Origin of the sequence: Mycobacterium sp. ACS4054 (assembly GCF_001667275.1) — a bacterium.
Lineage (GTDB): Bacteria > Actinomycetota > Actinomycetes > Mycobacteriales > Mycobacteriaceae > Mycobacterium.
The window spans coordinates 1-19,183 of the sequence record NZ_LZHV01000030.1 but is presented as its reverse complement, the minus strand read 5'-3'; the positions used below and the strand labels follow the sequence as shown (position 1 = coordinate 19,183).

21 protein-coding genes and 1 pseudogene are annotated in these 19,183 nt (G+C 69.5%); 15 read left to right on the top strand and 7 right to left on the bottom strand.

The window, feature by feature from the left end; all coding sequences use genetic code 11:
- Positions 1 to 28 precede the first annotated feature (28 nt).
- The 12 genes from A5730_RS05930 to A5730_RS05875 all read left to right on the top strand — a co-directional run bounded on the left by A5730_RS05930 (position 29) and on the right by A5730_RS05875 (position 11,200).
- Positions 29 to 1,450 (top strand): NAD(P)H-hydrate dehydratase, encoded by a 1,422-nt coding sequence (locus A5730_RS05930; protein ID WP_067896973.1) that lies wholly within the window; start codon positions 29 to 31, stop codon positions 1,448 to 1,450.
- A 14-nt stretch (positions 1,451 to 1,464) separates the two neighbouring features.
- Positions 1,465 to 2,847, top strand: a complete 1,383-nt coding sequence (locus A5730_RS05925; protein ID WP_067896913.1) for a glutamate decarboxylase — start codon at positions 1,465 to 1,467, stop codon at positions 2,845 to 2,847.
- 100 nt (positions 2,848 to 2,947) lie between these two features.
- Positions 2,948 to 4,114 carry an alanine racemase gene (gene alr, locus A5730_RS05920; protein WP_067896910.1) on the top strand — a complete coding sequence of 389 codons (1,167 nt, stop codon included), beginning with the start codon at positions 2,948 to 2,950 and terminating at the stop codon, positions 4,112 to 4,114.
- A 49-nt stretch (positions 4,115 to 4,163) separates the two neighbouring features.
- Positions 4,164 to 5,216 carry an alpha/beta fold hydrolase gene (locus tag A5730_RS05915; protein ID WP_197506166.1) on the top strand — a complete coding sequence of 351 codons (1,053 nt, stop codon included), beginning with the start codon at positions 4,164 to 4,166 and terminating at the stop codon, positions 5,214 to 5,216.
- Positions 5,209 to 5,673, top strand: a complete 465-nt coding sequence (gene tsaE, locus A5730_RS05910) for a tRNA (adenosine(37)-N6)-threonylcarbamoyltransferase complex ATPase subunit type 1 TsaE (protein ID WP_055404792.1) — start codon at positions 5,209 to 5,211, stop codon at positions 5,671 to 5,673. The genes A5730_RS05915 and tsaE overlap by 8 nt, the downstream gene beginning before the upstream one ends.
- Entirely contained in the window at positions 5,670 to 6,293 is a 624-nt protein-coding gene (gene tsaB / locus A5730_RS05905) for a tRNA (adenosine(37)-N6)-threonylcarbamoyltransferase complex dimerization subunit type 1 TsaB (RefSeq protein ID WP_067896971.1), read from the top strand. The genes tsaE and tsaB overlap by 4 nt, the downstream gene beginning before the upstream one ends.
- Positions 6,290 to 6,781 carry a ribosomal protein S18-alanine N-acetyltransferase gene (gene rimI / locus A5730_RS05900; RefSeq protein ID WP_067896905.1) on the top strand — a complete coding sequence of 164 codons (492 nt, stop codon included), beginning with the start codon at positions 6,290 to 6,292 and terminating at the stop codon, positions 6,779 to 6,781. Before tsaB ends, rimI begins: the two co-directional genes overlap by 4 nt.
- Positions 6,778 to 7,800, top strand: a complete 1,023-nt coding sequence (gene tsaD / locus A5730_RS05895) for a tRNA (adenosine(37)-N6)-threonylcarbamoyltransferase complex transferase subunit TsaD (RefSeq protein WP_067896901.1) — start codon at positions 6,778 to 6,780, stop codon at positions 7,798 to 7,800. Before rimI ends, tsaD begins: the two co-directional genes overlap by 4 nt.
- A 200-nt stretch (positions 7,801 to 8,000) precedes the next feature.
- Complete coding sequence (gene groES / locus A5730_RS05890; protein ID WP_007167930.1) at positions 8,001 to 8,303, top strand: co-chaperone GroES; 303 nt, start codon at positions 8,001 to 8,003, stop codon at positions 8,301 to 8,303.
- A gap of 87 nt (positions 8,304 to 8,390) precedes the next feature.
- The gene (gene groL, locus A5730_RS05885; protein ID WP_067896898.1) at positions 8,391 to 10,007 is read left to right on the top strand and encodes a chaperonin GroEL; all 1,617 of its coding nucleotides are present in this window, start codon (positions 8,391 to 8,393) and stop codon (positions 10,005 to 10,007) included.
- A 123-nt stretch (positions 10,008 to 10,130) separates the two neighbouring features.
- Positions 10,131 to 10,772 carry a methyltransferase domain-containing protein gene (locus A5730_RS05880; protein WP_067896969.1) on the top strand — a complete coding sequence of 214 codons (642 nt, stop codon included), beginning with the start codon at positions 10,131 to 10,133 and terminating at the stop codon, positions 10,770 to 10,772.
- 98 nt (positions 10,773 to 10,870) lie between these two features.
- A complete protein-coding gene (locus A5730_RS05875; protein ID WP_156745707.1) occupies positions 10,871 to 11,200 on the top strand; it encodes a hypothetical protein in 330 nt (109 codons plus the stop codon).
- 33 nt (positions 11,201 to 11,233) lie between these two features.
- Here A5730_RS05875 and A5730_RS05870 read toward each other — a convergent pair whose 3' ends face one another.
- A complete protein-coding gene (locus tag A5730_RS05870) occupies positions 11,234 to 11,893 on the bottom strand; it encodes a hypothetical protein (RefSeq protein WP_156745706.1) in 660 nt (219 codons plus the stop codon).
- Positions 11,894 to 12,107: 214 nt separating this feature from the next.
- On the opposite strand from A5730_RS05870, the gene A5730_RS05865 reads away from it, so the two are divergent.
- Positions 12,108 to 12,830, top strand: a complete 723-nt coding sequence (locus A5730_RS05865) for a hypothetical protein (protein ID WP_231994638.1) — start codon at positions 12,108 to 12,110, stop codon at positions 12,828 to 12,830.
- A 45-nt stretch (positions 12,831 to 12,875) separates the two neighbouring features.
- Entirely contained in the window at positions 12,876 to 14,396 is a 1,521-nt protein-coding gene (locus A5730_RS05860) for an adenylate/guanylate cyclase domain-containing protein (protein WP_067896892.1), read from the top strand.
- Here the strand turns inward: A5730_RS05860 and A5730_RS05855 are convergent.
- From A5730_RS05855 to A5730_RS05830, 6 genes are all read right to left on the bottom strand, one after another.
- The gene (locus A5730_RS05855; protein WP_067896890.1) at positions 14,393 to 15,043 is read right to left on the bottom strand and encodes a DUF1345 domain-containing protein; all 651 of its coding nucleotides are present in this window, start codon (positions 15,041 to 15,043) and stop codon (positions 14,393 to 14,395) included. The genes A5730_RS05860 and A5730_RS05855 overlap by 4 nt on opposite strands.
- On the bottom strand, positions 15,040 to 15,450 hold the full coding sequence (locus A5730_RS05850; protein ID WP_067896888.1) for a hydrogenase: 411 nt from the start codon (positions 15,448 to 15,450) through the stop codon (positions 15,040 to 15,042). Before A5730_RS05850 ends, A5730_RS05855 begins: the two co-directional genes overlap by 4 nt.
- Positions 15,451 to 15,485: 35 nt before the next feature.
- Positions 15,486 to 16,220, bottom strand: a complete 735-nt coding sequence (locus tag A5730_RS05845) for a superoxide dismutase family protein (protein ID WP_067896886.1) — start codon at positions 16,218 to 16,220, stop codon at positions 15,486 to 15,488.
- Between the two features lie 37 nt (positions 16,221 to 16,257).
- On the bottom strand, positions 16,258 to 16,737 hold the full coding sequence (locus A5730_RS05840; RefSeq protein ID WP_067896884.1) for a hemerythrin domain-containing protein: 480 nt from the start codon (positions 16,735 to 16,737) through the stop codon (positions 16,258 to 16,260).
- Complete coding sequence (locus A5730_RS05835) at positions 16,734 to 17,618, bottom strand: Rieske 2Fe-2S domain-containing protein (RefSeq protein WP_067896882.1); 885 nt, start codon at positions 17,616 to 17,618, stop codon at positions 16,734 to 16,736. Before A5730_RS05835 ends, A5730_RS05840 begins: the two co-directional genes overlap by 4 nt.
- 216 nt (positions 17,619 to 17,834) lie before the next feature.
- Positions 17,835 to 18,143, bottom strand: a complete 309-nt coding sequence (locus A5730_RS05830) for a WhiB family transcriptional regulator (protein WP_055401363.1) — start codon at positions 18,141 to 18,143, stop codon at positions 17,835 to 17,837.
- A gap of 352 nt (positions 18,144 to 18,495) precedes the next feature.
- Here A5730_RS05830 and A5730_RS05825 point away from each other — a divergent pair.
- Positions 18,496 to 18,825 (top strand): annotated as a pseudogene (locus A5730_RS05825) (hypothetical protein); the annotation flags it as partial.
- Positions 18,826 to 19,183 lie beyond the last annotated feature (358 nt).

The following is a 19,183-nucleotide window of genomic DNA, read 5'->3' as shown; positions in this document are numbered from 1 at the left end:
GCGGCCGCCGACCCGTAATGTGGCAATGGTGCGGCACTACTACTCCGTAGACGCGATCCGCCGGGCCGAGGCGCCGCTGCTGGCCAGCCTGCCCGACGGGGCCCTGATGCGGCGCGCGGCCTTCGGCCTGGCCGCCGAGATCGTCGCCGAACTGCGGGCCCGCGCCGGCGGAGTGTCCGGCCGCCGGGTGTGCGCGGTCGTCGGCTCGGGCGACAACGGCGGCGACGCGCTGTGGGCCGCCACCTTCGTGCGCCGGCGCGGCGCCGCCGCCGACGCGGTGCTGCTGAATCCGGAACGCACCCACGCCAAGGGGCTGGCTGCGTTCACCAAGGCCGGCGGCCGCGTCGTCGAAAGCGTCTCGCCCACAACCGATCTCGTCATCGACGGGGTGGTCGGCATCTCCGGCTCCGGGGCGCTGCGGCCGGCCGCGGCCGAGGTGTTCGCCGCGGTCGACGCCGCGGGTATCCCGGTGGTCGCGGTCGACATCCCCAGCGGCGTCGACGCGGCGACCGGGGCGATCCCCGGGCCCGCGGTGCGCGCGGTCCTGACCGTCACCTTCGGCGGGCTCAAACCCGTGCACGCGCTCGCCGACTGCGGGCGGGTGAAGCTGATCGACATCGGGCTCGATCTGCCGGACACCGAATTGGTGGGCTTCGAGGCGGCCGACGTGGCCGCGCGCTGGCCGGTGCCCGGCCCCCACGACGACAAGTACACCCAGGGCGTGACCGGCGTGATGGCCGGCTCGTCGACCTATCCCGGCGCCGCCGTGCTGTGCACCGGCGCCGCCGTCGCGGCGACCTCCGGCATGGTCCGCTACGCCGGCAGTGCGCACCGGGAGGTGCTCGCGCACTGGCCGGAGGTGATCGCGTCACCCACCCCGGCGTCGGCCGGGCGGGTCCAATCCTGGGTTGTGGGGCCGGGATTGGGCACCGACGACACTGGGGCCGCCGCGCTGTGGTTCGCGCTGGAGACCGACCTGCCGGTGATCGTCGACGCCGACGCGCTGACCATTCTGGCCGCGCACCCCGACCTGGTCGCGGGCCGCAAGGCGCCCACCGTGCTGACGCCGCACGCCGGTGAATTCGCCCGCCTGGCCGGCAATCCGCCCGGTGACGATCGGGTGGGCGCGTGCCGGAAGCTGGCCGACGCCCTCGGCGTCACCGTGTTGCTCAAGGGCAACGTCACCGTGATCGCCGATCCGGGCGGCCCGGTGTACCTCAACCCGGCCGGCCAATCCTGGGCGGCCACCGCCGGTTCCGGCGACGTGCTGTCCGGCATGATCGGTGCGCTGCTCGCGGCGGGCCTACCGGCCGCGGAGGCCGCCGCAGCGGCCGCGTTCGTCCACGCGCGGGCCGCGGCGCTTTCGGCCGCCGACCCGGGCCCCGGTGACGCGCCGACGTCGGCGTCCCGGATCGTGCCGCACATCAGGGCCGCGCTGGCCGCCCTATAACGAGAGGATCCCAAGTGCCCCAACATCCTTCATTGCCCGCGCACGCCATCGCCCCCGCCTACACCGGCCGGCTGTTCACCGCGCCGGTGCCCGCGCTGCGGATGCCCGACGAATCGATGGACCCGGAGGCCGCCTACCGCTTCATCCACGACGAGCTGATGCTCGACGGCAGTTCGCGGCTGAACCTGGCCACCTTCGTGACCACCTGGATGGACCCCGAGGCCGGGCGGCTGATGGCGGAGACGTTCGACAAGAACATGATCGACAAGGACGAGTACCCGGCAACCGCGGCCATCGAGCAACGCTGCGTGTGCATGGTGGCCGACCTGTTCCACGCCGACGGCCTGAACGACGCCGACCCCTACAGCGCCTGCGGGGTGTCCACGATCGGCTCCAGCGAGGCGGTCATGCTGGGCGGGCTGGCCATGAAGTGGCGGTGGCGGCAGAGGGTCGGCAAAGACTGGAAGGGCCGCACCCCCAACCTGGTGATGGGATCCAACGTCCAGGTGGTCTGGGAGAAGTTCTGCCGCTACTTCGACGTCGAGCCGCGCTACCTGCCGATGGAGGAGGGGCGCTACGTCATCACCCCCGAGCAGGTCGTCGACGCCGTCGACGAGGACACCGTCGGCGTGGTGGCCATCCTGGGCACCACCTACACCGGCGAGCTGGAACCCGTCGCCGAGATCTGCGGCGCGCTGGACAAGCTGGCGGCCGACGGGGGCGTGGACGTGCCGGTGCACGTGGACGCCGCCAGTGGGGGGTTCGTGGTGCCGTTCCTGCATCCGGAGCTCAAGTGGGACTTCCGGCTGCCCCGGGTGGTGTCCATCAACGTCAGCGGGCACAAGTACGGGCTGACCTACCCCGGCGTCGGGTTCGTGGTGTGGCGCAGCAAGGAGCACCTGCCCGAGGAGCTGGTGTTCCGGGTCAACTACCTCGGCGGCGACATGCCGACGTTCACGCTGAACTTCTCCCGCCCGGGCAACCAGGTGGTCGGCCAGTACTACAACTTCCTGCGGTTGGGCCGCGACGGCTACACCAAGGTGATGCAGGCGCTGTCCGGGACGGCCCGTTGGCTGGGCGAGCAGTTGCGGGTCAGCGAGCATTGCGAGCTGATCTCGGACGGGTCGGCGATCCCCGTGATCGCCTTCCGGCTGGCCAAGGACCGGGGCTACACCGAGTTCGACGTCTCCCACGAGCTGCGCACCTACGGCTGGCAGGTGCCCGCCTACACCATGCCCGACAACGCCACGAACGTCTCGGTGCTGCGCATCGTGGTGCGCGAGGGGCTCTCGGCCGACCTGGCGCGTGCGCTGCACGACGATGCAACCTCGGCGCTCGCGTCGCTGGACAAGGTCAAGCCGGGCGGGCACTACGACGCGCAGCACTTCGCGCACTGAGCAGCGCGCCCAACGTCGAATTGTTGGGCCGATCGAGCTGAAACGCCGACGGTAAGTCGACGCTCGACGGGCCGTTCGGCACTTCTGGGACAATGGTGGGGTGGCCGTTACCCCGATATCCCTGACCCCGGGCGTTCTCGCCGAGGCCGTGGTGGACCTGGGCGCCATTGAGCACAACACGCGGGTGTTGTGCGAGCACGCGGGGCGCGCGCAGGTGATGGCCGTCGTCAAGGCCGACGGGTATGGCCACGGCGCCAGCCAGTCCGCCCGCGCGGCGCTGGCCGGCGGGGCGGCCGAGCTGGGCGTCGCCACCGTCGCCGAGGCGCTGGCGCTGCGCGCCGACGGCATCACCGCGCCGGTGCTGGCCTGGCTGCACCCGCCCGGGATCGACTTCGGGCCCGCGCTGCTTTCCGACGTGGAGATCGCGGTGTCGTCCGAGCGGCTGCTGGGCGAGCTGCTGGACGCCGCGCGCCGGACGGGCCGCACCGCGACCGTGACCCTCAAGGTCGACACCGGGCTGAACCGCAACGGCGTTCACCCCGCGCGGTACCCGTCGATGCTGACCGCGCTGCGCCGGGCGGTCGCCGAGGAGGCCATCCGGCTGCGCGGACTGATGTCCCACATGGTGTTCGCCGATCAACCGGCCAACCCCGTCAATGACCTTCAGGCCCAACGCTTTAACGACATGCTGGCGCAGGCGACCGAGCAGGGGGTGCGGTTCGAGGTCGCCCATCTGGCCAACTCGTCGGCCACCATGTCGCGCCCCGATCTGGCCTTCGACCTGGTGCGGCCGGGCGTCGCCGTGTACGGCCTGAGCCCGGTCCCCGAGCTCGGTGACATGGGGCTGGTCCCGGCGATGACGGTGAAATGCCCGGTGGCGCTTGTTAAGTCGATCAGCGCCGGCGAGAGCGTGTCGTACGGGCACACGTGGACCGCGGAGCGTGACACCAATCTGGCACTGCTGCCGGTGGGCTATGCGGACGGCGTCTTCCGCTCGCTGGGCGGGCGGCTGGAGGTGTCGATCAACGGCAAGCGACGGCCCGGGGTGGGGCGAATCTGCATGGACCAGTTCGTCGTCGACCTCGGCCCCGGCCGGCCCGACGTGGCCGAGGGCGACGAGGCCATCCTGTTCGGCCCGGGCAGCGGCGGGGAACCCACCGCGCAGGACTGGGCCGACCTGCTCGGCACCATCCACTACGAAGTGGTGACCAGCCCGCGCGGGCGCATCACCCGGACCTACCGCGAGGCACGAACCATTGAGCCGTGAGAGAGCCCGCAGGCGCCAGAAGGGGGCATGGCTTGCGGGAGGTGCGGGGGTGACTGCCCTCGCCACCATCGTCGGAGCCTCCGCCCGCCGTTCGATGATCCAGCGCACCCACGGCGCCGAAGACCCTTACGCCGACGAGGATTTCGACCGGATAGACGACGACCGCCGTTCGGTGGTCACCACCCCCGACGGCGTGTCGCTCGCCATCCGCGAGGCCGGCCCGGCGGACGCCCCATTGACCATGGTCTTCGTCCACGGCTTCTGTCTTCGGATGGGCGCCTTCCACTTTCAGCGGACGCGGCTGCCCCACCACCTTGGCCCCGGCGTCCGGATGGTGTTCTACGACCAGCGCGGGCACGGCAAATCCGACGAGGCCCCGCCCGAGAGCTACACGCTGACCCAGCTCGGAAAAGACCTGGAAAGCGTGCTGCAGGTGGTCGCACCGCGCGGGTTGGTGGTGCTGGTGGGCCACTCGATGGGCGGCATGACGGTGCTATCGCACGCGCGCCAATTCCCCGACCGGTACGGCCGGCGGATCGTGGGGGCCGCGTTGATCAGCTCGGCGGCCGAGGGCGTCGCCCGGTCGCCGCTGGGCGAAATCCTGAAAAACCCGGCGCTGGAAGCGTTTCGGTTCACCGCGCGGTCCGCGCCGAAGCTGCTGCACCGTGGCCGCAACGTGTCGCGGTCGCTGATCGGCCCGATCCTGCGGGCCGCCTCCTACAGCGACCTGCACGTGAGCCGGAGCCTGGACGCCTTCTCGCAGCGGATGATGAACGGCACCCCGATCCCGACCATGGTCGAGTTCCTGGACGCCCTGGAGGCCCACGACGAGACCGCCGGGCTGTGGACCCTGCTGCGCGTCCCCACCCTGATCGCCTGCGGTGACCACGACCTGCTGACGCCGGATGAATACTCCCGCAAGATGGCGGCGTCACTGCCGCAGTCCGAGCTGGTCATCGTTCGCGGGGCCAGCCACCTCGCGCTGCTGGACAAGCCGGAGGCGATCAATCACGGGTTGGTCCGGCTGGTCAAGCGGGCCACCCCGGGCCGCACCGCGCTGACGGCCCGGTGGCTGCGGGAGAGGCTGCGCCGTCGTGGCTGAGTCGGGCGGCACCGCCACCCTCGAACGCGTCGAGGACACCATCGCGTTCGGGTCGCGGCTCGGCGCGCAGCTGTGTGCGGGCGACGTCGTGGTGCTCACCGGCCCGCTGGGGGCGGGAAAAACTGTGCTGGCCAAGGGGATTGCCGCGGCGATGGACGTCGACGGCCCGGTCACCTCGCCCTCCTATGTGCTGGCGCGGGTGCACCCGCCGCGGCGGCCGGGCGCACCGGCGATGATTCACGTCGACATGTACCGGCTGTTGGATACTGACGGCGCCGACCTGCTGGGTGAGCTCGACTCGCTGGACCTCGACACTGAGCTCGACGACGCCGTCGTGGTGGTCGAGTGGGGCGAGGGTCTCGTCGAGCGCCTCGCCGAGCGGCACCTCGACATTCGCCTGGAGCGCCTCAGCGGATCCGACGTGCGGATCGCGTCGTGGCAGTGGAGCCGGTCGTGAATACCGTTCTCGCCCTGGACACCTCCACCCCGGCCGTCACCGCGGGGATCGTGCGCCGCGCCGATCAGACGGTGCTGGCCGAACGCGTCACCGTCGACGCCCGGGCGCACGCCGAACGCCTGACCCCGAATGTGATTGCCGCCCTTGAGGATGCGGGCTTGTCCATGACCGACCTGGACGCCGTCGTGGTGGGCTGCGGGCCCGGGCCGTTCACCGGCCTGCGGGCCGGGATGGCCACGGCCGCCGCCTACGGGCACGCGTTGGGCATCCCGGTGCGCGGGGTGTGCAGCCTGGACGCGATCGGGGTGCGCACCACCGGCGACGTCCTGGTGGTCACCGACGCCCGCCGCCGCGAGGTCTATTGGGCCCGCTACCGCGACGGCTTCCGGATGGCGGGTCCGGGCGTCAACGCCCCGGCCGACGTGGACCCCGGCCCCGCGCGCGCCGTCGCCGGCTCGCCTGAGCACGCTGCGCTGTTCGGCCTGCCGGTGACCGGGCCCACCCACCCGACGCCGGCCGGCCTGGTGGCCGCGGTGCCCGACTGGTCGCAGCGCCCATTGCCGTTGGTGGCGTTGTATCTTCGCCGCCCGGACGCCAAACCGATGGCGACCCCCCGATGACCGCGCCCAGCGAGCCCGTGACGCTCGGCGCCTTGACGCCCGCCGACGCGGCGCGGTGCGCCGAGCTCGAACGTCAGCTGTTCGACGGTGACGACCCGTGGCCCGCGGCGGCCTTCAACCGCGAATTGGCCAGTCGGCACAACCATTACGTCGGCGCACGGGTGGGTGGCACGCTCGTCGGCTATGCCGGAATCTCGCGGCTGGGCCGCACCCCGCCGTTCGAATACGAGGTGCACACCATCGGCGTCGACCCCGACTATCAGGGCCGCGGCATCGGGCGCCGGCTGCTCGACGAGCTGCTGGCCTTCGCCGGCGGCGGCGTCGTCTTCCTCGAGGTGCGCACGGACAACGAGGCGGCGATCGGCCTGTACCGCAGCGTCGGCTTCGAACAGATCGGCCTGCGCAGGCGTTACTACAAAGCGAGCGGCGCCGACGCCTACACGATGCGCCGGGTGGGGGCACCTCCCGCTTGCGGGGGAGCCCAATGATCATCTTGGCCATCGAAAGCTCCTGCGACGAAACGGGAGTCGGCATCGCCAGGCTCGACGATGACGGCCGCGTGACGCTGCTGGCCGACGAGGTGGCGTCCAGCGTCGACGAACACGTCCGCTTCGGCGGCGTGGTCCCCGAGATCGCGTCCCGGGCGCACCTCGAGGCGCTCGGGCCTACCATGCGCCGGGCGCTGGCGACGGCCGGCGTGGCCAAGCCCGACATAGTCGCCGCCACGATCGGGCCCGGCCTGGCGGGTGCCCTGCTGGTGGGAGTCGCTGCGGCCAAGGCGTATTCGGCCGCGTGGGGGGTGCCGTTCTACGCCGTGAACCACCTGGGCGGGCACCTGGCCGCCGACGTCTACGAGCACGGCCCGCTGCCCGAGTGCGTGGCGCTGCTGGTGTCCGGCGGGCACACGCACCTGTTGCACGTGCGCTCCCTCGGCGAACCGATCGTCGAGCTGGGCAGCACCGTCGACGACGCCGCCGGCGAGGCCTACGACAAGGTCGCGCGGCTGCTGGGGCTGGGCTACCCCGGCGGCAAGGTTCTCGACGACCTGGCCCGCACCGGCGATCGCGAGGCCATCACCTTCCCGCGCGGCATGACGGGCCCCGCCGACGACCCGTACGCCTTCAGCTTCTCCGGGCTCAAGACCGCCGTGGCGCGCTATCTGGAGAGTCACCCGGACGCGATCAACGCCGACGTCGCCGCCGGGTTCCAGGAAGCCGTCGCCGACGTGCTGACCATGAAGGCGGTGCGGGCGGCGACCGGGCTCGGCGTCTCGACGCTGCTGATCGCCGGGGGAGTGGCCGCCAATTCGCGGCTGCGGGAGCTGGCCGAGCAGCGCTGCGCGGCGGCGGGACTGACGCTGCGGATCCCCCGGCCGCGGCTCTGCACCGACAACGGGGCGATGATCGCCTCCTTCGCCGCGCACCTGGTGGCCGCCGGGGCGCCCCCCTCGCCGCTGGATGCGCCCACCGACCCGGGACTCCCGGTGGTAAAAGCCCAGGTCAGCTGATCGCTGGTAGCGAACACCCGATACGCACCGGGCCGCCCTTGAGTGCTAGCACTCTCGTGTATAGAGTGCTAGGTGGCAATCGGCCAAACCCTGTGCCGGCACCCGCGACGACGGCCCTTGGGCACGGACGACTGCCGAATCCCTTGATAATTCCGGGGGACCCACCCCGGACCCGATCTAACTAGTGGAGGGCTCCAATCGTGGCGAAGGTGAACATCAAGCCACTCGAGGACAAGATTCTCGTGCAGGCCAACGAGGCCGAGACCACGACCGCGTCCGGTCTGGTCATTCCTGACACCGCCAAGGAGAAGCCGCAGGAAGGCACCGTCGTCGCCGTCGGTCCCGGCCGCTGGGACGAGGACGGCGAGAAGCGGATCCCGCTGGACGTCTCGGAAGGCGACACCGTCATCTACAGCAAGTACGGCGGCACCGAGATCAAGTACAACGGCGAGGAGTACCTGATCCTGTCGGCGCGCGACGTGCTGGCCGTCGTATCGAAGTAAGCACCGTGTTCCGCCCCGGCGATCCCCGCGCATGCGCGGGTGATTTCCGGGGCGGCATGCGTTAGCGGGTATCAAACAAGGAGCCTGATGAGCAAGGTTATTGAGTACGACGAGACCGCGCGCCGCGCCATCGAGGCCGGCGTCAACGCGCTCGCCGACGCGGTCCGGGTGACGCTGGGCCCGCGCGGCCGGCATGTGGTGCTGGCCAAGGCATTTGGCGGGCCGACGGTCACCAACGACGGCGTCACGGTCGCGCGTGAGATCGAGCTGGAAGACCCGTTCGAAAACCTGGGCGCGCAGCTGGTGAAGTCGGTGGCCACCAAGACCAACGACGTGGCCGGCGACGGCACCACCACCGCGACGGTGCTGGCGCAGGCGTTGGTCAAGGGCGGTCTGCGCCTGGTTGCGGCCGGTGCCAACCCGATCGAGCTCGGGCTCGGAATTTCCAAGGCCGCGGACGCGGCGTCCGAGGCGCTGCTGGCGGCGGCCACCCCGGTGTCCGGCAAGGACGGGATCGCTCAGGTGGCGACGGTGTCGTCGCGCGATCAGCAGCTGGGCGCGTTGGTCGGCGAGGCGATGACCAAGGTCGGCGCCGACGGCGTCGTCAGCGTCGAGGAATCCTCGACGCTGAGCACCGAGCTGGAGTTCACCGAGGGCGTCGGCTTCGACAAGGGTTTCTCGTCGGCGTATTTCGTCACCGATTTCGATTCGCAGGAAGCCGTGCTGGACGACCCGGTGATCCTGCTGCACCAGGAGAAGATCAGCTCGCTGCCCGACCTGCTGCCCATGCTGGAGAAGGTGGCCGAGTCGGGTAAGCCGCTGCTGATCATCGCCGAGGACATCGAGGGCGAGGCCCTGGCGACCCTCGTGGTCAACTCGCTTCGCAAGACGCTCAAGGCGGTCGCCGTTAAGGCGCCGTTCTTCGGCGACCGGCGTAAGGCGTTCCTGGAGGACCTGGCGGTGGTCACCGGCGGCCAGGTGATCAACCCCGACGCCGGCCTGCTCCTGCGCGAGGTCGGCGCCGAGGTGCTGGGCTCGGCCCGTCGCGTGGTGGTCAGCAAGGACGACACCATCATCGTCGACGGCGGCGGCTCGAAGGACGCGGTCGCCGACCGGATCAAGCAGCTGCGCGCCGAGATCGAGAAGAGCGACTCCGACTGGGACCGCGAGAAGCTGCAGGAGCGGCTGGCCAAACTGGCCGGCGGCGTGGCGGTGATCAAGGTGGGCGCCGCCACCGAGACCGCGCTCAAGGAACGCAAGGAAAGCGTCGAGGATGCCGTCGCGGCGGCCAAGGCCGCCGTCGAAGAGGGCATCGTCTCGGGCGGCGGCACGGCGCTGATTCAGGCGCGCGCGGCGCTGCAGGACCTGCGCGGGTCGCTGTCCGGTGACCAGGCGGCGGGCGTCGAGGTGTTCGCCGAGGCGCTCGCGGCACCGCTGTACTGGATCGCCACCAACGCCGGCCTGGACGGCGCGGTCGCGGTGAGCAAGGTCAGCGAGTTGCCGGCCGGGCACGGCCTGAACGCGGACAAGCTCACCTATGGTGACTTGCTCGCCGACGGCGTGATCGACCCGGTCAAGGTGACCCGCTCCGCGGTGCTCAACGCGGCGTCGGTGGCGCGGATGGTGCTCACCACCGAGACGGCCGTCGTCGACAAGCCCGCCGAGGAGGACGACCACGGGCACGGTCATCACCACCATCACTAGAACCGCTCGAGCAAACGCAACAGCCCTCGCACGCCACCCCAGGCGCGTCGGGGGCTCTTGCATGCGGTCGCGAATCAAGCATCATTGGGCCGGGCAGACGGCATTTCGAGTGAGGTAATGGTCATGGGTTTGCGCCAGCGGATGTTGGCGACGGTCGCCGGACAACTCGGCCGGCCCCATGGTCTGGTGGGCCGCGGAGTAGCGCTACTGCTCAACCGCGGTAATCGCCAGGCGGTGGCCGGCGCCGTCGAGGCGACCGAAGTCGCAGCCGGGAATGCAGTGGCCGACATCGGTTTTGGCGGCGGACTCGGGCTTGAACTGCTGCTGCAGCGAGTCGGTCCGCAGGGGAGGGTCCACGGCGTCGAGATCGCCGAGGACATGCTCGCGCGTGCCCGGGCGCGCTTCGCCACGCAGATTGCCGCCGGCTCGCTGGTGCTCGAAAACGGGTCGCTGACCGCGTTGCCGATCGACGAAGGGTCGCTGGACGCGGCGATCACAGTCAACACGGTCTACTTCGTTACCGACCTTGACGCGGCCTGCGCCGAACTCGCCCGCGTTCTGCGACCCGGTGGTCGGGCCGTGTTGGGGATCGGAGATCCCGACGCGATGGCCCGCTTGCCATTTACCGCGTACGGGTTCACGCTTCGCCCGATCGCTGAAGTCGTCGCCTCCTTGAGGAGAGCGGGCCTCGAGGATGTAGAGCAGCGTCGCCTCGCCGATGTGGTGGTCCCACACCATTTGCTCGTTGCTTCCGCCCCGGCGTAGGTCGCTATGTTGATTCCTCGGATCCGGTCTGTTGAGATCGGTAGCGACGCGGGGGTTGTGCACTGGTTGTGACGATCAGACCAGGAAGGACGGCCATCATGCTGTTTGCCCACAGGACCAAGACACTCGCTGCCGCCGCCGTGCTGGCGGGGGGTACCGCGCTAACCGGCTGGGGTGTGGGCGTCGCCCACGCGGACACGATGGAACCGCACCGCTGGTGCCCGGGCAACCCTAAGCAGATGCCCTACGTCGTGAACCAGTACATCGACTGGGACTGGAGCGTCTGCCACACCTGGTACCCGACCCAATACGGGATGGGCAACGTCACCATGCAGGGCCGGCCGACCTCGATCTGGGACGGCGACAACCCGCCGATCGAGGCGATCACCATCAGGCACTGCCCGCCGATCAGCTTCATGTGCCCCTAGCTCGGACTCAAGGCACATCGGCCGCGACCGAGCCTAAAACGGCGGATTCTGGGTCCTGCCGGGATTCGGAAACGCCGGGTTGGTGTAGGCCGGTGTCTCTGGCTCCTGGCCGGCATCGGGAGTCACGACCGGCGCCGGCCCCGACTCCGGTTCGGCCGCCGGAACCGGTTGTGCCCGATGTTCGGGCGGTGGCGGCTTGGGCACCAAGTAGTTCCGCCACGCGCCGGGTGGGTTCGGTGGTGGGCCGATCGTGTTGTCCGGCCAGCGCCATGAACAACCGCCGGAAGCACCCCCGAAATCGCCTGCCGGGATGGTCAACCCAAAACCCATGAACTGTCCACCGATGATGGAGTTACCGCCCGGACCACCCATGTTCCAGCCGCCGTATTCGCAATGCCAGTGGGTGCTGTTCTCCTCGATGGGGAAATCGCAATAGTACGTCGTGGCCCCCGCCTCGAAAGTACTTCCGCCGACACCGGGGTAGTCGCACACCCCGGGGCCGGGAATGTTGCCGCCCGGTCCGGCCCAGGCCGCCGGGGCATTGAGGACTGCCCACAACGTAACCCCCGGTGCCACAAGGAGTTTGATCGCTTTGCTTAGAGTCTGCGTCCTCGATGACAATGTGTTCACCACCAGAATCAAATTCGTTGCGGCTGACTGCAGGGCCAAAATTGCACCGTAATACTGCTGCACGCCTTCTCACGTCGTTTCTGGTGAAATTCAGAGCCGGCCTCGGTGTGGCCCCAAGAGTGCTCAGCCGACCGTTTGGGGGGCACGGAACCTCGAGACATAAACCACGGACACCCGTCACGGCGTGTCGTGTACGCGGGTTATGTGTCGCGGAGGAGGCGGCCCCGAACCGCGGGTATTGCTAAGCTGGCCGCACCATGACGTGGGGGGCGCGAGCGTGAGCTATCCGCAGCAGTGGCCGCCGCAACCACCACAGCACCCCCAGCAATGGCCTCCGCCGTACCCGCCGCCGGCGCCTCCGCCGCGCAAGACCAACGTCGCGCTGGTGGTCGTGCTTGTGGTCGCGGCCCTCGTCGTCATGGTGCCGGTGGCCTTGGTCGGTTTCTACGTGATTCGCGACATCGCCCGCGACGGCCTCGACGGGCGCGGCGGAGTCCAGAAAGCCACCTCCGTCATGAGCTTTGACGTGGTCTGCGAGCGCGGGTCCATCAGCAACGCCGCGGTCTACGGGAAGCCGTACAAGATTGTGGCGTTCGCTCCGGACGACGAGCCGAACCCGATGAACCAGTTGTCAAACACCCACTGGAACGAGGTGACGCTCGACTCCCGCGCCGACTACCGGGTGAATCCGGCGGACTTCCAGTCGACCAATGTGGTTGCGTGCCTTACCCGTAAGCCCGGGAGCGAGGTGAAGTCTCGCACGTGTGACCTCAAGACCGACTCGGGCGAGCGGGTAACCGTCGACTATTACGCCGTTCAGTACGACGTCGAACTGCGCGAGGCGAGGACCGGCAAGCGCATCGAACAGCTGGGCTCGGTGAATGGTCCGGTGACCGGCTGCCCCTTCATGGTGTGGGTCAACAAGCGCGAGCCGAAGGTGTACGCGAGCCCGGACGCCGCGGCGCTCGATGCCAAGCTCGCCGAATTCGCGCACGGGTGACACGTAATCCTGATCTCGAGGGTTACCGGCGTTTAGTCTCGCGCCATGGACCGCTTAATGCAGTGGGCGTGGGACCGGTTCGGCGCGCGGTATTCGTGGGTGATCTTCGGCTTCTCCATCGTGGTGCCGACGCCGATATACCTTTTCTTGTCTTGTGCCATAGTGGCTTTCGAGAAATCGGATCGCTACCTGGAAGCGGTGGCGGCCACCGCCGTCGTGATGTTGGTGTTGGCGTATGGAATCGTCCTGCCCGGCCGGGGCGCATGGCGGCTCGCCGAGCGATGGGCAGCGGGCGAGGCGGTGGACCCGGCGCGCGCGCTGCAGGCCACCTACGCCTGGTCGCGCCGTGCCATTGCCCGAGGGCTGGCGGTGGTCACCGCGTGCGGCGCGGCGGTCTCGGTGGTGGCCGGTGTCATGGCCGGCGCGGCCGGACCGCGGCTGGCCGAGTACGCGCTCCTGGGTGGCGTTCTCGGGGCCGTTTCGCACCTGATCGGTGCGCACACCGTGCCGGACGGCCCGATGCGGCCGGTGCGGGCCGCACTCGCCGGCGATTCGGGGATCGGTGACTCCTTGCCCCGGTTACGACCCACTTTCGCGGCGTGGTCGAACTTGGCGATACTCGCCGTCGCGTTCGGCTTCTCCATGGGGGGCGCGATGGTGGCGGGTGAGTTCGACCGGGCGTGGCAATCTCCCCTGCTGTGGGTGAGCATCGCCTGCTTGTTCACCCTGGGCCTCGCCGTGCCGATCACGGTCATCAGTGTGTTCTCGCCGTCCCTGCAGCCGATCCGCGACCTCGCCGAAGGCACCAAACGCGTTGCGGCCGGTGACTATAGCCAGCGCCTGCCGGTGGTTCAGGACGATGACTTGGGTGCGCTGGCGGCCTCGTTCAATCGCATGCAGGCGGGTTTGGCTGAGCGGCAACGCCTTCAGGCGGCGTTCGGGACCTACGTCGACCCCGCCTTGGCTTCGCGGCTGCTCGAGCAGGGCGATGATGTGTTCACCGGGGAGCGGCGCGAGGTCACCGTGATGTTCGTCGACATCCGCGATTTCACGCCGTTCGCCGAGGCGAATTCCGCCGAGGACACCGTCGCGCGACTCAACGCGCTGTTCGAGATCGTCGTTCCCGCCGTGGTCGAGGCCGGCGGGCACGTGAACAAATTTCTCGGCGACGGCGCCCTCGCGGTCTTCGGCGCCCCGAACGATCTGGCGGATCATGCCGACGCCGCACTGGGCGCCGCCGCACTGATACTGCGCTTGGTCGCCGAGCGATTCGACGGCATGCTGCGGATCGGCATCGGGATCAACACCGGCGTGGTGATCGCCGGCACCATCGGCGGTGGAGGCAAGCTCGAATTCACCCTGATCGGTGACACCGTCAACGTCGCGGCGCGTGTCGAGCAGCTCACCAAGACCACCGGCGACGCGATCCTGCTCACCCAGCAGTCCGTCGACGCCTTGACTTCTCCGCCAATCGGGCTGGCGGACAGGGGATTTCACGCGCTCAAGGGCAAGTCGGCCGCCGTGCAAGTCTTCGGCCTCGACCCCGCGCTCAAGCCGACGCGTTAGAGCTTCGAGCCCAATCCCGCGATCAGGTTGACGGTGACCGCCAAGACGACCGCGCCGAGGAGGTAGGACAGCAACGCGTGGCGCAACACCGTCGCCCTGATGGACGACAACCCGATCTCGGTGTCCGACACCTGAAAGGTCATGCCGACGGTGAAGGCGACATAGGCGAAGTCCCGAAAGCAAGGCCGCTCCGGGTCGTGGAAGTTGATGCCGCCGGGGTCGTCCGAGTAGTAGAGCCGCGCGTAGTGCACGGTGAACAACGTGTGCACGGCGAACCAGGATGCCGCGACGGTCAGGACGCCGACGACGGCGGCCGTTACGGCGCCGGGGCCCGAGCGCGACGCGGCGGCCACCACGTAACCGACCCCGCCCAGGCTCGCGACGCTCGCCGACACGATGACGGCGTCGGCCACCCAGCGGGTGGGGTCCTCCTTCGTCACGTATTTGCAGGTTTGCTCGGCATCCATTCCGCCCAGGATGAGCCGCGTCCACACCACGTAGACACCCGCGGTGACGATCCAGCCGGCGAGCGCGAATCGCCAGCCGATGGTGTTACCCACCCCGAACGCGACGGCGACCCCGAGCACGACCGCAACCCCAATCCGGGCCGCGACCGTATCGCGAAAGAAGTCGGCGAGGGATTTCACGATCGCAAGACCCCGACGATGACGATGACGACGCCGGCAATGACCGCGACGGCGAGGGACAACAACTGGAAGCTGATGATCCACTCCTTCGCCGCCGACGCCTCGTGGTCGCCCGTCGCGATGGGCGCGAGCCTGCGACCGGCGCCCCAGGCCGCCGCGAGCAGGGTCGCCAGCCAGTTCGTGTACGCGGCGTACACGATCAGCGCGGCCGCCGTGACTCCCCATGCGTGGGGCAAATGGATGTGCGGCCACAGCAATCCGAGCAGCACGAGAAACATGCCGTTGAGTACGGCCTCGAGGTGACTCGACAACCCCATGCGCGGGTTCTTCAACGCCGCGACAGCGAACCCGGTGAGGAGACCGAGCAGGAAGAGGACCAGCCCGAGCGTGAACAGCAGCGTCTGCATGCCAGAAGACTAGGCGCGTCGACGCCTTCTGCGGATCAGCGGCTTCCGGGCGGGAGGCTGGGCGGCGTCGTCACCGTCGTGGTCGGCAGTGTCGACGTGTAGCTCGGGGTGACGGTGACGGTGCTGGTGCTCGTCGACGGCGGCGGCACTTCGGTCGTGGTGGTGATCGTCGTGACGCTGGTCGTCGTCGAGGTCGACGACGAGGTCGTCGTCGCGGAAGACGCGGCGATCACGCCGCAGGCCACGATCTTGCCCGAATCGCCGGTGGAGCTACCGCTCAAGTTGTCCGCGTTCTGGTGGATCACCAGCGCGGTCCCGGAGCTGCTGCGCAGGTCCGACGCGGTCAGCAGGCTGGTGGTGGTGACGAGTTTCGCCGCGCCGTCGTTGCGCACCTGCAACGCGGTCAGGTCACCGCTGGCCGGGGAGCCCGTGTGGCCGGGCGCCTGGTAGACGGTTCCGGCGGAGCTGAAGTCCCCTTCGCATTTGCCCACGTTGTGGACCATCAGCGCGTGGAACCCGGGGCTCAGTACCTGATTGGGACCTGCCTCCACGGTCACCGTCGCGTAGCCGTTCGCGAAATCGATGGTGGCGGTGCCGACCTGATTGCCGTCGGCGCTCTTCAACTGCGTCGTCATCCGCTCGCTGCCGGGCGGCGCACTCGAGGACGGCGACGTGGTGGCCTGGCCACCCTGCTGGTTTGCGCATGCGGCCAACGGTGCAATGGCCGCGGCTAGTACCGCGGTCGTGAAGGATACGCCCTTGTTCTTCATGGGCCGGTCGTACCCCGATTGGCCCCGATCGAAACGATTACAGCAAACTCAGCATGGCCGCGCGGCCGCGTACGCGCAGCGTGTTGATGGTGGAACGACGTAACCGATCCATCCGCTCGAGCATCCGCTCGCCCAGTGCGTCGAGCATCTCGGCGCTCAAATCTATTGGGGCGGGACACAAGTCACGCTCCTCTTCGCTGGCGTGAGCGTCCAGGACGGTGACGAAGGAATGCCATTCGTCCTCGTACTGCGACGCCGACGCCGGTGTTCGAAGCAGCACGGCCAGCTGATCCCAGACTTGTCGGTGCTCGGCGTGGGCGATGGCGACCAGCGTGCTCGCCTGCGACACCGCCGGATAGAACAGGTCGTCCTCGATCCGCATGTGGATGTCGAGCTCGATCAGCAAGCCGTCGAGGGCATCTTGGCGCTCGTCGCTGTCCGGGGGCAGCGCGGTGATCTTCTCGCAGAACCCGCGCAAGACCTTGTGGTGCTCGAAAAGCACGTTGTAGGCGTTCATCTCGCGCCTCCCCGCACCTCGACCAAGCCGGCGCGGATGCGCGCCGGGTAGTGGGGGAGCGCCGCCGTCGCCGGCCCCCGCAGCACTTCCCCCGACTCGCACGCGAAGCGCGAGCCGTGCCAGGGGCAGACGATCCGGTCACGATCGATCCAGCCGTCGTCCATCGGCGCACCCAGGTGGGGGCAGTGCGCGCCGACGGCCAGCACCCGTTCGTCGTCCCGGTAGAGCACCACGCCCACGCCGTTCAGCTCGACCCGCCGGGGCCGGCCGTCCAGGGCCGAAGCCGGCAGAACCGGCGTCCAGCGGTTCTCGCTGAGCCGGCTGCCGGAACGATCCACCCCGGTGCCCGATCCGAACACCAAGGCCCCGCCCAGATAGCCGCCGCCCAGGGTCAGGCCGTAGCCCAGCGCGCTGCTCGCCACCCCGCGTCGCCGGCGGCCGTGGCCGCGGTCCCACCACGACAGCGCGTACAACGCGGTCGCGACGCCGTTCAACACGCCATGGATGAGGCCGACCCGTCGGGACTCCTCGTGGGTGTGCTGCCAGTCGGTCAGGCCGGTCGCGGCGGCGCCGACGCTGCCGGCGAGCCCCACGCCGAGCGCGAACCTCGACGCGTCCCGCCACCGGCCGGCGTTTCCGGGCAGCATCGAGGCCGCGTCCATCGCGACCGTCGTCGTCACGGCTCCCGTCGGCACGGACGTCAGCGCCGGGTGCAGCGGATGGCCCAGCCAGGTGCCGTGCAGCGCGTTGCTGATCCGGTCCCGGTGCCGGCCCATGGCCGCGAAGAGGAATGTCAGGCCGTGCTCGAGCCGATAGCTCGGCCGATCCAGCCATTCCTGGCGTCCCAGGGCGGTCACTGCTGCGTGTGATTGTTGCTTCACGGCACCTCCTGTGCGCGTGAGCGAACCGACGCGGGCTCCCCTGCACGACGGAACGCCCGAATTCTGTATCGGTGCGACGCCATTTCGCGCCGCTTCGATGAGAACTCGGCCGGTCGGCGGCCTAGTCCATGACGGTTACACGGATCGCGACGGCGAATCGTTCAACGACGTCGTGGCAGGAGGCGTGCCGCCCCACCGGGGCGGCTGGATGGGCGCTTAGGCCGAGCGGCGGATGCCGCGCGCGCGACCGATGTCGCCCTTGAGCAGCAGGTCGCGCTCGGATTCCGACAGGCCTCCCCAAACCCCGTAGGGCTCACCAACTTCCAGGGCGTGCGAGCGGCACTCCTGAATGACCGGGCACTGCCGGCACATTTCTTTCGCGCGCTGCTCGCGCTGCATGCGGGCTCGGCCGCGCTCACCGTCGGGATGAAAGAACATCGACGAGTCGACGCCGCGGCACAAGCCCTGCAGTTGCCAGTTCCAGATGTCGGCGTTGGGTCCAGGTAGCTGCTCCGGCTGTGGCATTGGTGTTTCCCTCTCTGCACGGCACGCCCAGTAAGGTCAGGATCGCGAAGCGATAGTGCAACTGAAATGAAGCGGCGTCACCGATGACTACCCGTCATGCGTACGTTAGGGCGGACGGTGAATTTGCGTCAATAGCCACTTAGCCCGACAAAGTATGTAATGGTTATAAAAGAATTAACGTCGCGTTCATCTGTCACTCATTGGTGAAACACGCACCGTGCTACCAGGCACTTGACCGAAACGAGATTTCCCAGCTCATGGGCCGACGGAGGGGCGAGCGCGGTTAGTACAGAAGCCATTGTGATTAACAGTTCGGTAACGCGAACTGCACAAAGTGTTTACTACCATCGTGGTGATTGAAACTCGTCACACTTCCGTGATTGGCGGGCAGTTGGCCGCCGCCGCCTTCGGTGACCGGCCCGGCACCTGGCCGCTTCCGACGGCGGTCACGCCGGAGAACCTGTGGCTGCGCGCCGTGGCGGCGGGCGGGCAGGGCCGCTACGGCAGCGCCCACCGCGATTTGGCGGAGCTGCGGCGCAGCGCGCCCGCCGGGCGGTTGGTCTCGCTGGCCCACAGCACGCAGGGATCGTTTCTGCGCCAACTCGGTTGGCACACCTTGGCACGCGGCTGGGACGGGCGCGCGCTCGCGCTGGCCGGGGAGGACGCGGAGGCGCGCGCCGACGGGGCGGCCATGGCGCCGGCCAGGTCCACCGCTTCGTTCGCATGGCGGACGGCGATTTCGCCGTCACCCTGAGCCATCGCCAACTCGGCGGCCACCCAGCCGCGGCGCACCGGCAGGCGGTCGGGCACCGCACCGGCGGCCAGCTCCGAGTCCGCGCGGGCCAAGAGCGTCGCCGCGGCCGCGAAGCGGGCGCCCCCCCCCCCCGCGGGCCCCCCCCCCCCCCCGGGCGCGGGGCGCGCCCCCCCCCCCCCCCCCCCCCCCCCCCCGCCCCCCCCCCCCCCCCCCCCGGCGCCCCCCGCCGCCGCCGGCCCCCCCCCCCCCCCCAAAAAACCTGGCCCCCCCACCGGGTGCGCACGTG